9 protein-coding genes are annotated in these 13,661 nt (G+C 66.1%); 8 read left to right on the top strand and 1 reads right to left on the bottom strand.

What is annotated here, in order from left to right; translation table 11 throughout:
• Positions 1 to 193: 193 nt before the first annotated feature.
• The 3 genes from xylB (at position 194) to ACPVPU_RS09720 (ending at position 4,083) form a co-directional block, all read left to right on the top strand.
• Positions 194 to 1,633: a xylulokinase gene (xylB, locus tag ACPVPU_RS09730; RefSeq protein ID WP_448657744.1), complete on the top strand. Its 1,440-nt coding sequence runs from the start codon at positions 194 to 196 to the stop codon at positions 1,631 to 1,633.
• Between the two features lie 11 nt (positions 1,634 to 1,644).
• The gene (gene xylA / locus ACPVPU_RS09725; protein WP_448657743.1) at positions 1,645 to 2,958 is read left to right on the top strand and encodes a xylose isomerase; all 1,314 of its coding nucleotides are present in this window, start codon (positions 1,645 to 1,647) and stop codon (positions 2,956 to 2,958) included.
• A 171-nt stretch (positions 2,959 to 3,129) separates the two neighbouring features.
• Complete coding sequence (locus ACPVPU_RS09720) at positions 3,130 to 4,083, top strand: LysR family transcriptional regulator (protein WP_448657742.1); 954 nt, start codon at positions 3,130 to 3,132, stop codon at positions 4,081 to 4,083.
• Here ACPVPU_RS09720 and ACPVPU_RS09715 read toward each other — a convergent pair.
• Positions 4,080 to 6,887: a TonB-dependent receptor plug domain-containing protein gene (locus ACPVPU_RS09715; RefSeq protein WP_448657741.1), complete on the bottom strand. Its 2,808-nt coding sequence runs from the start codon at positions 6,885 to 6,887 to the stop codon at positions 4,080 to 4,082. The genes ACPVPU_RS09720 and ACPVPU_RS09715 overlap by 4 nt on opposite strands.
• Before the next feature lie 326 nt (positions 6,888 to 7,213).
• Here ACPVPU_RS09715 and ACPVPU_RS09710 point away from each other — a divergent pair, with 326 nt between their 5' ends.
• The 5 genes from ACPVPU_RS09710 to ACPVPU_RS09690 are packed head-to-tail and all read left to right on the top strand — an operon-like array spanning position 7,214 to position 13,661.
• Complete coding sequence (locus ACPVPU_RS09710; protein WP_448657740.1) at positions 7,214 to 8,554, top strand: CitMHS family transporter; 1,341 nt, start codon at positions 7,214 to 7,216, stop codon at positions 8,552 to 8,554.
• The gene (locus tag ACPVPU_RS09705; protein WP_448657739.1) at positions 8,551 to 9,900 is read left to right on the top strand and encodes an acyclic terpene utilization AtuA family protein; all 1,350 of its coding nucleotides are present in this window, start codon (positions 8,551 to 8,553) and stop codon (positions 9,898 to 9,900) included. Before ACPVPU_RS09710 ends, ACPVPU_RS09705 begins: the two co-directional genes overlap by 4 nt.
• Entirely contained in the window at positions 9,897 to 10,217 is a 321-nt protein-coding gene (locus ACPVPU_RS09700) for an AtuA-related protein (RefSeq protein WP_448657738.1), read from the top strand. The genes ACPVPU_RS09705 and ACPVPU_RS09700 overlap by 4 nt, the downstream gene beginning before the upstream one ends.
• Entirely contained in the window at positions 10,214 to 12,199 is a 1,986-nt protein-coding gene (locus tag ACPVPU_RS09695; protein ID WP_448657737.1) for an alpha/beta hydrolase domain-containing protein, read from the top strand. The genes ACPVPU_RS09700 and ACPVPU_RS09695 overlap by 4 nt, the downstream gene beginning before the upstream one ends.
• On the top strand, positions 12,186 to 13,661 hold the full coding sequence (locus ACPVPU_RS09690; RefSeq protein WP_448657736.1) for a tannase/feruloyl esterase family alpha/beta hydrolase: 1,476 nt from the start codon (positions 12,186 to 12,188) through the stop codon (positions 13,659 to 13,661). Before ACPVPU_RS09695 ends, ACPVPU_RS09690 begins: the two co-directional genes overlap by 14 nt.

Here is a 13,661-nt window from a genome sequence, read left to right as displayed (position 1 = left end):
GATCCGTCAGCGGGTGGAGGGGAGGAATGTCGGGGATGAATGTGGCTCACACCGCGGGTGCAACGGTGCCTGGCACCATTGCCGCGGGCGTGCGTCACGCCGATCTGCCGCCGTCGCAACCGCTCCACGGCAATGGGCACCGGGCTGATGCCGGTCCCTCGGCGCGAACACAGGAACAGGCGGACGCACGATAATGTATCTGGGTATTGATATCGGCACCTCCGGGGTCAAGGCCGTGCTGGTGGAACCGACCGGCACCGTCGCCGCTCAGGCGACGTCGGCACTGACCGTATCCCGGCCCCAGGAACTCTGGTCGGAACAGCATCCAGATCAATGGTGGACGGCAACGGACGCTGCGGTCCGCGCACTGCCCGCCGATCTTCGGGCGCGGGTCCAGGCGATCGGCCTGGCCGGGCAGATGCACGGCGCGACCCTGCTCGATGCCGACGATCGTCCGCTCCGCCCCGCGATCCTGTGGAATGACGGTCGGGCCTTCGACGAATGCGCCGAGATGGAAGCGGCGGTACCCGCGCTGCACGCCATCGCCGGCAACCTGGCGATGCCGGGCTTCACCGCGCCGAAGCTCGCCTGGGTGCGCAAGCACGAACCTGCCCTGTTCGACCGGGTCGCCACCGTCCTGTTGCCAAAGGATTATGTTCGCCTGGTGATGACCGGCGAAAAGGCCAGCGACATGTCCGACAGCGCGGGGACGCTGTGGCTGGACGTGGCCGCGCGCGACTGGTCCGACGAATTGCTCGCCGCGACCGGCCTGACGCGCGACCATATGCCGCGCCTGGTCGAGGGGACGGATGCTGCGGGCACGCTGCGGCCGGAAATCGCATCGCAATGGGGCATGGGTCAGGTGATCGTCGCGGGCGGCGCCGGCGACAATGCCGCCGGAGCGGTGGGCGTCGGGGTGGTCAAGGACGGCGATGCCCTGTTGTCGCTGGGCACCTCCGGCGTCATCTTTGTCGCGACCGACCAGTTCCGTGCCAATCCTGCCGGCGCGGTCCACGCATTCTGCCACTGTCTGCCCGCCACCTGGCATCAGATGAGCGTTCACCTGTCGGCGGCCTGCTGCCTCGACTGGGCGGCGGGGCTGATGGGCATCGACGTGCCCAACCTGCTGGCACTGGCGGAACAGGAAGGTGCGGGAACGGGCCGTGAGCTGTTCCTGCCCTATCTGTCGGGTGAACGGACCCCCCACAACGACCCGCATGTCCGCGGCGCGTTCCTGCACCTGGGCCATGAGGCGACGCCGGGTCGCATCGCGGCCGCCGTGCTTGAGGGCGTGGCCTTTGCCCATGCCGACGGCCTTGCCTCGCTCAAGGCGGCGGGGACCCAGGTCGAAAGCCTGTCGGTCATCGGCGGCGGCGCCCGGTCGCGCTTCTGGGGCACGATCATCGCCTCGGCGTTGGGCGTTCGCCTCGATTATCTCGACGGCGGCGAAGTCGGTCCGGCGCTGGGCGCGGCCCGTCTGGCTCAGCTGACCGCGACCGGCGACGATCCCGCCTCGGTCTGCACCCGCCCGCCCATCCGCCAGAGCATTCAGCCGGACCCGGCCCTAGCCGACCGGCTGGCGCCGAAGCTCGAACGCTTCCGCGCCGCCTACCCTGCCATCCGGACACTGTGAGAGGAACGTCCATGTCTGCTGACTATTTCGCCGAGTTTGACACCGTCCGTTACGAAGGGCCGGACAGCACCAATGATCTTGCCTATCGCTGGTACGACAAGAACAAGGTGATCCTGGGCAAGACGATGGAGGAGCATCTGCGCTTCGCCGTCTGCATGTGGCACACCTTCTGCTGGCCGGGCAGCGACGTGTTCGGCGCGGGCACCTTCAGCCGCCCGTGGCTGCAGGGGCCGATGGACGCCAAGAACGCCGCCGCCAAGCGCGAAGCGGCACTGGCGTTCGTCGAAAAGCTCGACCTGCCCTTCTACTGCTTCCACGATGTCGACGTGATGGCCGATGCCGGCACGATCAGCGAGTTCCGCAAGAGCTTTGCCGAGGCGGTCGATCATCTGGAGGCGCTGCAGGCGCAGCATGGCCGCAAGCTGCTCTGGGGCACGGCCAACCTGTTCAGCCACCCGCGCTACATGGGCGGTGCGGCGACCAACCCGGATCCCGAAATCTATGCCTGGGCCGCATCGCAGGTGCGCGACGCGCTTGAGGCGACGCACCGCCTGGGTGGCTCCAACTACGTCCTGTGGGGCGGCCGCGAGGGCTATGATTCGATCCTCAACACCGAAATCGGCACCGAACTCGACAATTTCGGCCGGTTCCTCAGCTTGGTGGTCGAGCACAAGCACAAGATCGGCTTCACCGGCACCATCCTGATCGAGCCGAAGCCGCACGAGCCGACCAAGCACCAGTATGATTTCGACACGCAGACCGTGTACGGCTTCCTGAAGCGCTTCGGCCTTGAGAACGAGGTCAAGGTGAACATCGAGGCGAACCACGCCACGCTGTCGGGCCACACCTTTGAGCATGAGATTGCCATGGCCCGTGCGCTGGGCATCCTGGGGTCGATCGACGCCAATCGCGGCGATTACCAGAATGGCTGGGATACCGACCAGTTCCCGAACTCGGTCGAGGAAGTGACGCTGGCCATGCTCGAAGTCGTCCGCAACGGCGGCCTGGGCAATGGCGGCTGGAACTTCGATGCAAAGGTGCGTCGCCAGTCGATCGACGCGATCGACCTGTTCCATGGCCATATCGGCGGCGTCGATACCATCGCCAGGTCGCTGGTCCGCGCTGCCGCGATCATCGAGGATGGCCGTCTGGAGGCGCTGCGCGCCGATCGCTACGCGGGCTGGAAGGGCGAACTGGGCCAGAAGGTCCATGCCGAAGGGACGACCTTGGCGGCGATCGCCGACCATGCCGTGTCGACCAACGCCGATCCGAAGCAGCGTTCGGGCCGTCAGGAATATTGCGAGAACCTGATCAACCGCTTCTGAATCGGTTCGCGACGAACCGATCCTTGAACGAACTCGACCGGCTGCATGGCTTTTCTGGCCATGCAGCCGGTTTTGCTTTTGCTTGACGCGGCACGCATGCCTGCCCAAACCATTGCCAAAAACAGATGCGTTCATCACATCGATAACGGATATGGATAGGATTGACTGCTGATGCCGCGCCGCCCCTCGCTTTCCAGCCTCAGGCTGTTCATGCTGGTGGCCCAGCACAGCAGTTTCAGCGCAGCAGGGCGGCTGGCCAATGTCTCCCAACCTGCGCTCAGCCGGTCGATCCGGCTGCTCGAGGAGGATCTGGGCGTCCGACTGTTCGACCGCAATTCGCGCAATGTCGCGCTGACCAGCGCCGGAGAGGCGCTGTTGCCCATCGTCGAGCGGTTGGCGTCGGATTTCGATCACGCCTTTTCGGCACTGGCGCAAACCTTTGCGGGGGAGCGGGGGCGCGTCGTCATCGGTGCGCTGCCCTCCTTTGCCGCGGTCCAGCTGCCACCGGCCATCGCCTCGTTCCAGGCGCTCTATCCGCAGGTTGAAATCCAGTTGCGCGATCACCTGTCCGGGCCGTTGCTCCAGCAGTTGCGGGATCGTCAGATCGATCTTGCCCTCACCACCCAGCCCGAAGGCGATGGCTATGCGTTCACCCTGCTGCACCCCGACCCCTATATGCTGGTCGTCCGTCGGGATTCACCGTTGAATGTCGGTGGGCCCGCGCCCTGGTCGATCTTCGGGGACCACCCGTTCATCGCCATGGCCGCCAGCAGCAGCGTGCGACAGATGACGGATCAGGTGATGCACAGGGCGGACGTCAAGGTGCGACCCTTGTATGAATGCACTCAGCTGGCGACCGTCGGCGGCCTGTTGGTGGCGGGGCTTGGCATTACGGCGCTGCCGCAATCGACGCTGGGTCTGCTGCGCGCGCCCAATCTGGTGGCCCGGCCCCTGGTCGATCCGCCCGTCGAACGGATGCTGGGTATCGTCAGCTTCGCGGCCCGCACCCTGCCCCCCGCCGCCCAGGCCTTTGTCCGCCACCTGCTCGCCAATGTCGGCGGCCCGGACGCGGCAGCCGCTCCCGGTGAGGATGCGGCTGCCTGGTCGGGAGATGCCGTCGCCTAGAAGGTGGCGACCAGCCGGACATAGGTCTGGCGACCGAACGGATCGGCGACCGACGACAGAAAGCCCGTATAGATCGCCCGGGGCGGTTCCTTGTTGAACAGGTTGATCATGCCCGCGCCCAGCGTGAACTGATCTGCTGCGCCAAAGGTGAAATTATACTGCCAGTCGAATACCGACCATGCGCCGATCCGCGCGACTTCGGGGGCGCCCAGCACCTGCTGATAATCGTCGCGGATCGACGAGACATAGCGCCAGTCCAGGTTGAAGCTGTGGCTACCCGTCGACACATCGATCCCCGCCACGTTGCGGAACCGGGGCGCGGCCGCTGCGGTCAGCGGCGATGTCTGGTAATTGTTGCGCGTGCCCACGCCGTCATAGACGACCCGGCCGGTATCCACGTCATATTTGAGCAGGATGGACAGGTTGTCGCGCAGCCCGATGCTGAACGCGCCGATATCGAAATTGAACTGTCCGGCCACGTCGATGCCGGATGTCTGGGTGCCGCTGGGTGCATTATATGACGTGACGATCACGGATTGCGCCACGCCGCTTGCGTCGCGGATCACCTTCGGCCCGTTGGGGTCGGCATTGATCACAGCCTGGCCGTTCTCCAGCTGGATCTGGTTGGCATATTTGTAATTCCAGTAATCGATGGACAGCCGCGCGCCTGCCACGGGCAACAAGGTCGCACCGATGTTGAACACATCGGCCTTTTGCGGCTGAAGTTCCGGATTGCCGAATTGCTGGATCGACCGGAACACCAGCGATCCGTCCAGCGGATCGATAATGTTGGCGACGTTCGTTGCGATCAGTGAAGCGGTGGAATTGGCGATGGCCGGTGCCTGGAACGCCTTGCTGGCCGATCCGCGCAGGGACAGTTGCTCGAACACCCGCCAGTTGACCGCGATCTTGGGCGTCAGCGCATCGAAATTGCCGTAATCCTCGTACCGGGCGGCGGCGTTGACGTTCAGCCCGTCGACGGGCTCGATGTTCGCCTCGGCGAACAGGCTCTTCACTTCCCGCCGCAGGTCCTGATCGCGGAACGGTCCGTTGAACGCACCGAACCCGTTCTTGAACAGGTCGGAAAACCGGCTGATCTGCAACTCACGACGATATTGCGCGCCCGCCGCCACATCCAGCGGTCGGCCGGCAATCTCGATCAGCGTGCCGTTCACCACCGCCTCGCCAATCAGATATTCGCGGATGGTGGTCGAAAACTCATCGGTCTGGATGTTGAAGATCAGCGAGGGGTCCTGCGTCTGGCTGTCCGCCCCGAACGGACTGAGCCACAGGCAGTTGCCGACCCCCGGCTGGGCGCCGCTGCCAGGGCCATTGAACCGGATGTTGCAATTGGGGCCGCCGAACCCGTCCAGCCCCGCCTGGAACAGCCGCATGTCGGTGTCCTTGTCGTTGACATGGACTTCGCCCCGCGACCAGGTAACGTTGGCGTTGTAGTTCCAGTTGCTGGAAATGCGGCCGCGTGCGCCCAGCACGAAATGGCGCTGGTCCACGGTATCGCGCTGGATTTTGAACTGCGTCCCTGCAAATCCCTGCGATCCGATGGCACGCCCGATAAAGCCCACATCGACGCCGAACGGGTTGAACGGATTTTCCGCCGGCACGATCGGCGGCAACGGTCCGTTGCGGTTCTGGGCAAAGGAAGGAACCCCGTAACGCTGCGCTTCCTGGTGATAGAATGCCAGTTCGGCGAACAGGGTATGCCCCTCCGCCAGCTCGAACGTCGTATCGTTGTGCACCAGCCAGGATTGAGAAGCGGGACGGATCGGGTTCTGCGCCTGAAAACTGAACTGACATGCACCCAGTCCGAATCCGGGGCTGTTGGCGGCGGGAACATATCGGCTCTGCGTCGCCTCCGACCCGCATTCGGGATCGACGACGGTCAACGTGCCATTGGCGTTGCGGAACCGGTCGTACAGCGTCGAATAATTGTTGCCGTTGATGATGACGTCCCCGCCCGTCGCGCTGACCGGGCGACCGTACAGGACGAACGATCCGGGATTGGCCCCCGCGCCGGACGATGGGTTGAAGAAATCGGTGACGGCCCGGTCGCCATTCTGCAACCGGTCGACATCGCGGTACGTCAGCGAGGTGACGGTATGAAACCGCTCGTTCCCGACCCCGAACATGGCCTGCAGGTTATAGGCGGGAGAGTCGGCGATATGCGTATATTGGCCGGCCACGCGCAGCCCGGAGAAGCGCGTGTCCGTGATGACGTTCAGCACCCCGGCCACGGCATCGGCACCATAGGTGGAGGATGCCCCGTCCAGCACGGTGTCGATGCGCGAAATCGCGATTTCCGGCGTCAGGCTGTTCAGGTTGACGAACCCGTCCAGCGGAACGACGCGCCGCCCGTTCAGCAGCACCAGCGTCGCGCCTGAACCCAGGCCGCGCAGGTTGGCTGACCGGGTATCGCGCGAATCCGCGCCGCCGCCCTTGGCCAGGTCCTGGATGCCGCCCGCGCTGCCGATATTCTGGGGAATGTAGCGGGTCAGGTCGGCCAGCGAATTGACCCCCGTGCGCGACAGATCGTCGGCGGTGATCGACAGGACCGGGGATGCCCGATCCTCCTGCCGGATATTCAGATAGGAACCGGTCACGACGATATCGGCGCCGCCCGTCTCTTCGGCCTCCGGCTGCGCGCCCTGCGCTTGCGCCGCTGCATCGTCGGGATCAACCTCCTGTGCCACCGCGCCTTGCACCGGCGCGGCCAGCGCCACCGCCAGAATGGCGCTCAGCGACCAATGCCGCACCGACGAACGTAGCTGATTGTAACGCACGGTCATGCGTCCCCTCCCTTTTCAATGGTTCCCGTTGCGAAGGGACGGCAGTCCTCGATACGCTATGGCGATGGTCGATCGGGACCAGCGCCGGGGACGAGCCGCACTATCGCCAGCACCTTTTGCGAGTGCCTTGCCCGGAAGGATGGGAGGGCAGTTTCAAGAAGGGAAATACAATTTTCTCATCGATTGATAACGCATCGCTATCGATCGACCGAGCGGCTTACCGTTCCACTCGGTGCATTGATCTATCGAATAATTGTAATTGATGGATAGCTTCGATGCCGCCATTCCCATTGCAAGCCCCGGCGCGGCCGGGACAGGAGGGGTGAATGCTCGCATTATCCGGCGCGTTGGCCATCGTAGCGCTGCTGGCCTTGATCATGTCCAACCGGGTCTCGCCGATCGCTGCATTGATCCTGGTTCCCGTAACGGTCGGACTGCTGATCGGTCAGGGGCCGCAGCTGCCGGACCATATCACCGCCGGGATCGAACGGCTGGCGCCAGTGGCGGGCATGTTCGTTTTCGCCATCCTGTTTTTCGGCATCATGACCGATGCCGGGCTGCTCAATCCGCTGGTCGGCACGATCCTGCGGCTGGTCGGCGAACGGCCGACGCGGATTGCCATGGGCACGGCGTTCCTGGCGCTGGTCATCCATCTCGACGGATCCGGCGCGGTCTGTTTCCTCATCACGATCCCGGCGCTCAGGCCGCTATATGATCGGCTGGGCATGGACCGCCGGGTCCTCGCCGCCACCGCATCGCTGGCGGCGGGGGTCAATTTCCTGCCCTGGACCGGCCCGACGCTCCGCGCATCGGCCGCGTTGAACGTGTCGACTACCGACCTGTTCGTGCCGATGCTCCCGGCGCAGCTGGCGGGGCTGGCCTTTGTCTTTGCGGCGGCCTGGTGGATGGGCCGACGGGAGGAGGTTCGGCTCGCAGGCCTGGCCAGCGCTCCACCCATGACGGATGGTGACCGCCTGGCGATGACCGGTCCTTCCCCCGCCGGTACCGCGTCCCCCTCATCCAGCGGTCCCAATGCTGAGACCGGCCTGCCCCGGCTGTTCTGGGTGAACCTGGTGCTGACCGCGTTCATCGTCGGCGCGATGGTCACCGGCCTGGTCGAGCCGGTCGCCGCGTTCATGGTCGGCACCGCGCTGGCGCTGATCATCAACTATCCGGCAGCTGCGGATCAGCGCGAGCGGATTGATGCCCATGCAAAGGCGGCGTTGCTGATGGCGGCGGTGCTGTTCGCTGCGGGCGCCTTTACCGGCATCATGACCGAAACCGGCATGATCGGCGCGATGGCGACGACGATGGCCGGGGCCGTGCCGCCCCAGATCGGCGGCAACCTGCCGGTGATCCTGGGTGCCGTCTCCATGCCGCTCAGCCTGGTGTTCGATCCCGACAGCTTCTATTTCGGCGTGCTGCCCGTGCTGGCAAAGGTCGGCGAGCAGTTTGGGACCGACCCGCTGTTCATGGGCCGTGCGGCGCTGATCGGGCAGATGACGACCGGATTTCCGGTCAGCCCGCTGACCCCGGCCACCTTCCTGGTCGCCGGCTTGAGCGGCGTCGATCTGGGCGCGCATCAGCGGTTCGCCATCCCCTGGCTGTTCGCCGCCAGCCTGGTGATGCTGGTCGCCGCGCTGTTGATCGGAGCATTGCCGCTATGACCGCGCAGACCAGGGCGCTGCGGATCGGCGCAGGTGCCGGCTTTGCGGGCGACCGGATCGAACCGGCGCTCGAGCTGCTGGAACAGGGCGATCTCGATTATCTGGTGTTCGAATGCCTGGCCGAACGGACCATTGCGCTTGCGCAGACCGAACGGCTGACCGATCCGTCCAGGGGCTATGACCCCCGCCTGCGCGAACGGTTCCGCCGCGCGCTGCCGCTGGCGATGCAGCGCGGCGTCGGCCTCATCACCAATGGCGGCGCGGCCAATCCGCGCGGCGCAGCGCTCGCCATCGCCGAGGAGGCACGCGCGCTTGGCCTGGGTCCGGTGCGGATCGCATCGGTAACGGGCGACGATGTGCTCAACCTGATGTTGCGCGAGGCACTGCCGCTGACCGACCGGGCCGGGACGACCCGCGATCTGGGCGAGCTGGTATCCGCCAATGCCTATTTGGGCGCGCAGCCGGTGGCCCGGGCGCTGTTGATGGGTGCGGATGTGGTGGTGACCGGACGGATCGGCGATCCGGCCCTGTTCTGCGGACCGATGCTCCATCGTTTCGGCTGGAGTATCGACGATCCCCATATGATGGGGCAGGCTACCCTGATCGGTCACCTGCTGGAATGTGCAGGGCAGTTATGCGGCGGCTATTTCGCCGATCCGGGGTTCAAGGATGTGCCGGACCTTGCGCGGCTGGGCTTTCCGCTGGCTGAAATCGCGGCGGACGGATCGGCCGTGCTGACCAAGGTCGCCGGCACCGGCGGCCGGGTCACCCCGGCGACGTGCAAGGAACAATTGCTGTATGAAATTCTCGACCCCGCCGCCTATCACCAGGCGGATGTGATCGCCGATTTCACCGGTGTCCGCTTCGATGCGCTCGGCCCCGACCAAGTTGGCGTGACCGGCGGCACCGGTCGTCCGCCCAGCGGGAAGTTGAAGGTTTCCATCGGCTATCGGGACGGGTTCATCGGCGAAGGACAGATTTCCTATGCCGGGCCGGGGGCAGTGGATCGTGCCCGGCTTGCCGGTGCCATCGTGCAGGAACGGCTCAGGCTGATCGGTGCCGAAGTCGATGACCTTCGGGTCGATCTGATCGGACTGGATGCAACCGACCGGCGCGGCCCGTCCGGCCATGAACCCGCCGAAGTGCGCCTCCGCGTGGTCGGCCGCGCTGCCCGCGGCGATCACGCCCTGTCCATCGGGGCCGAGGTCGAGGCCCTTTACACCAACGGCCCGGCCGGTGGAGGCGGCGCGACCCATGGCGTCCGCCCGGTGGTCGCCGTCGCATCGACCCTGATCGACGCCGCACAGGTGCATCCTGTCATCGAAATGCATGAGGTGCTGCAATGATGACGCTGCGTGAAATTGCGCATGTCCGCACGGGCGACAAGGGCGATATCAGCCAGATCGCCGTCATCGCCAACGAAGCTGGCCATTATGCGGTCATCGAACGCGAGGTGACGGTCGATCGTCTGCTCGCGCACCTGCCCGCCCTCTCGGTCCGGCGGGCCACGCGCTACACATTGCCCGGCATCGGGGCGCTCAATTTCGTGCTGGAAGGGGCGTTGCAGGGCGGCGTCACCCGTTCGCTGGCGCTGGATGCCCATGGCAAGGCACTGGGCACTCAGCTGCTCGACCTGCCGATCGGAACAGGAGACCCCGGATGAACCGCAAAACCCTGGTGGCGGCACTGGCTGCCTCCGTCGCCCTGCACCCCCTATCGGCACGGGTCGAAAGCATCTCGATCGACACGCGCGAGGCGATCCCGGCAGCGCGGCCGGGTGCCCCCGCCTATGTGCTGATCCGCGGGCATTACCGGGGGTCGCTCGATCCGTCAGATAGCCGCGCGGTGCCGATCACCGATCTGGACGGTGCGCCGCGCGACGCCAATGGCAGGGTCGGTTACCGGGCGACCTTTGCCATCGCCATGCCGGCCGATCCCGCGCGCGCCAGCGGGTTCCTGATCTATGACGTGCCCAATCGCGGGAACGGTGCTGTTGCCGCCGACCCTGCCGGGCATATCCATGTCATCAGCGGATGGCAGGGCGATATCGCGCCCCAGCCGGGGGTCCAGTATCTTGAGGTGCCGGTGGCGGCCGGACGCACCGGACCGGTGCTCCAGCGCTTCACCAACATTCCGCGGGGTTCTGCCAGCATCGCCATTACCGGCGGCATCGGGCGGCCTACGCCCCGCCCCCTGCCCGTGACCCTAGACACCCGGCAGGCGCAGCTTGTCGTCCAGCGAACCGACGACGATGCGCCGCATACCATCGCCGCCACCGACTGGTCCTTTGCCGATTGTTCGGTCACGCCCTTTCCCGGCACTCCGGACGCCAGCAAATTGTGCCTGCGCGGCGGCTTCGATCCCAACCTTGCCTATACCCTGGTCTATCAGGGCAGGGATCCGCAGATATTGGGCATCGGCTTTGCGGCGGTGCGCGATCTGAACAGCTTTCTGCGCTATGATGCCACTGCCGTCGACGGCAGCGCCAATCCGCTGGCCGGGCTGGTCCGCTGGACCATCGCGACCGGGACGTCGCAATCGGGCAATTTCGTCAAGAGCCTGATCCACCACGGCCATAACGCCGATGAACGGGGCCGTATCGTGTTCGACGGTGCCAATCCGCACATCGCCGCGCGTCAGGTTCCGCTCAATCTGCGCTTTGCAGTGCCCGGCGGCGCAGCCAATCCCTATGAGGTGGGCAGCGAGGGCACGCTCTGGTGGGGACGGTATGACGATCGCCGGCGTGGCCAGGGCGCCTCCAGCCTCCTCGACCGGTGCACGGCGACGGCAACCTGTCCCCGGGTCATCGAAACCTTTGGGTCCGCCGAATTCTGGGGCCTGCGCATGTCGCCAGGACTGGTCGGAACCGACGCCGCGACGGACATCCCGCTGCCGGATGGGGTTCGCCGCTATTACTCGCCCGGCACGACGCATGGCGGTTCCTATCGCGGCGGCTGGCCACTCAACGGCGATCCGACCTATCCCGGCGCCCCGAAATGCGCCTTGCCCTGGAATGCCAATCCGATGACGGACACCCGGCGCGCGTTGCTGGCCGTGCTGCAGAACTGGGTGGCAAAGGGTACGGCACCGCCGCCCAGCGCCTATCCCATGCTGTCGCGCGGCGAACTGGTCGAACCGACCAGTGCGGCGATGGGATGGCCGTTCATTCAGGGTTGGCCAGCGCCGGACGGAATGCTGAACACGCTGCCGGACCAGGATTTCGGTCCGCAATTCGATGACCGTTATCTGAGCGGCATCGCCCGGCAGCCGCCGGTCATTCGCGGCATGATCCCGCAACGCGTCCCCCGCGTCGATGCCGATGGCAATGAAATCGGCGGGGTGCCGTCGGTGCAGCATCTGGTGCCGCTGGGCACCTATACCGGCTGGAACCGGCTGCAATCCGGCTATGGCGTGGGCGGCAATTGCGGCTTTGTCGGCGGCTTCATTCCCTTTGCGCGAACCGAGGCGCAACGCATCGCCAATCGCGATCCCCGACCGTCGCTCGAAGCGCGCTATGGCACGCATGACGGGTTCGTCGCCCGTGTTCGATCGGCCGCCGCGCAACAGGTGGCCGAGGGATGGCTGTTGCCGGAGGATGCGGACCGGATCGTCGCCGAGGCACAGGCAAGCGATGTCCTGCGCTAGGTCGCGCTGCTTTGCCCTTGCGATCGCAGCCGCCGCGCTTGCCGCATCGTCGACGCCGCTGTCGGCTCAGATTGCCGGGGAGGCCGATGGCTGCCGCGCCCTGACGCGGCAATCCGCCCGTTTCATCGTCCAGGCCGATTGGCGGCCCGAAGCCGCCACGCCCGCCCCCGCTCCCGCTCCGGCCCTGCCCCCGCATTGCAGGGTTCAGGGCGTGCTGATCCCCGTCGATGGATCGCGGATCGGCTTCGACCTTTGGTTGCCGCAGCGCGCCCGTTGGTCGGGGCGGTTCATCATGTTCGGCAATGGCGGCTATTCGTCCCGCCTGCCGGTCGAAGCGATGGCCGCGCATTTGCTGCGGGGTGCCGCTGTCGTGGCGACCGATACGGGGCATCAGGGCGACGGTCCCGACTTCGCCCTCGGGCGGCCAGAGGCGATCCGCGACTGGGCCTGGCGCGCCGTGCACCGGACGGCGGTCGCGGCCAAGCAGCTGACCGCCCGCCACTATCATGCTTGGCCGCGCCATAGCTATTTCAACGGCTGCTCGACCGGCGGGCATCAGGCGATGATGGAGGCGCAACGCTTTCCCGACGATTTCGATGGCATCGTCGCGGGTGCTCCGGGATCGAACCGGGTGACGCTGAACGCTGCCTTTCTGTGGCAGTTTCTGGCCAATCGCGGCGGCGACAGCAAACCCGTCCTCGACGTGCCGGCGCTGCGCCTGCTCCAGCAAAACAGCCTGAACCAATGCTCTACAGAGGGGGCCGGCGATCGGCGCTGGCTCGTCGACCCGCTTTCGTGCCGCCCCGATGTGACCGTGCTGCAATGCCGCCCCGGCCAAGGCCAGTCCAGCCAGGGCCGGTCCTGCCTGTCCGCGACCCAGATAACGGCCGCCCGCCGCCTCTATGCCGGCGCGCGCGATCCGCGGACCGGACGGGCGCTCACCCATCCCTGGCTGCCGGGCAGCGAGGCTGGATGGAGCGCTTACTGGGCAGACCCCGCCAATCCAAACGAACCGGCGCGCGCCGATTTCTGGCGCATCTGGGCATTCGACCAGTCGTGGCAACCGCGCATTGACCGGTTCGCCCGCGACCTGTCTCTCGCACGGCAGCGGCTGTCACCGACCATCGACGCCGTCGATCCCGACCTGTCTGACTTTCATGGGCGGGGCGGCAGGCTGCTGGTCTATCACGGGCTCGCCGATCCGGTCGTGTCGCCGCTGGATACGCTCGCCTATCGCCGTCAGGTCGCTGCCCGAATGCAGCACAGTGCAGCAAAGCTGCAGCAATGGTACCGGCTGTTCCTGGTTCCCGGCATGAACCACTGCGCGGGTGGTCCCGGCTTCTGGCGGTTCGATGCTCAGCAGGCCATGGAACAATGGGTCGAAGCGGGCGTGGCACCCGCCCATCTGTCCGCCGCCAGCGATGACGGAGGGGCCATCCGTCGCCTTCCGTCCACTCGATGA

This window comes from Sphingomonas paludis (genome assembly GCF_053502515.1).
This window is presented reverse-complemented; position numbering and strand designations above follow the sequence as displayed.

What these genes read in the sequence shown, in the direction of transcription:
- xylB (WP_448657744.1), top strand. Translation starts at nt 194, where the DNA reads ATGTATCTGGGTATTGATATCGGCACCTCCGGGGTCAAGGCCGTGCTG.
- xylA (WP_448657743.1), top strand. Translation starts at nt 1,645, where the DNA reads ATGTCTGCTGACTATTTCGCCGAGTTTGACACCGTCCGTTACGAAGGG.
- ACPVPU_RS09720 (WP_448657742.1), top strand. Translation starts at nt 3,130, where the DNA reads ATGCCGCGCCGCCCCTCGCTTTCCAGCCTCAGGCTGTTCATGCTGGTG.
- ACPVPU_RS09715 (WP_448657741.1), bottom strand. Translation starts at nt 6,887, where the DNA reads ATGACCGTGCGTTACAATCAGCTACGTTCGTCGGTGCGGCATTGGTCG.
- ACPVPU_RS09710 (WP_448657740.1), top strand. Translation starts at nt 7,214, where the DNA reads ATGCTCGCATTATCCGGCGCGTTGGCCATCGTAGCGCTGCTGGCCTTG.
- ACPVPU_RS09705 (WP_448657739.1), top strand. Translation starts at nt 8,551, where the DNA reads ATGACCGCGCAGACCAGGGCGCTGCGGATCGGCGCAGGTGCCGGCTTT.
- ACPVPU_RS09700 (WP_448657738.1), top strand. Translation starts at nt 9,897, where the DNA reads ATGATGACGCTGCGTGAAATTGCGCATGTCCGCACGGGCGACAAGGGC.
- ACPVPU_RS09695 (WP_448657737.1), top strand. Translation starts at nt 10,214, where the DNA reads ATGAACCGCAAAACCCTGGTGGCGGCACTGGCTGCCTCCGTCGCCCTG.
- ACPVPU_RS09690 (WP_448657736.1), top strand. Translation starts at nt 12,186, where the DNA reads ATGTCCTGCGCTAGGTCGCGCTGCTTTGCCCTTGCGATCGCAGCCGCC.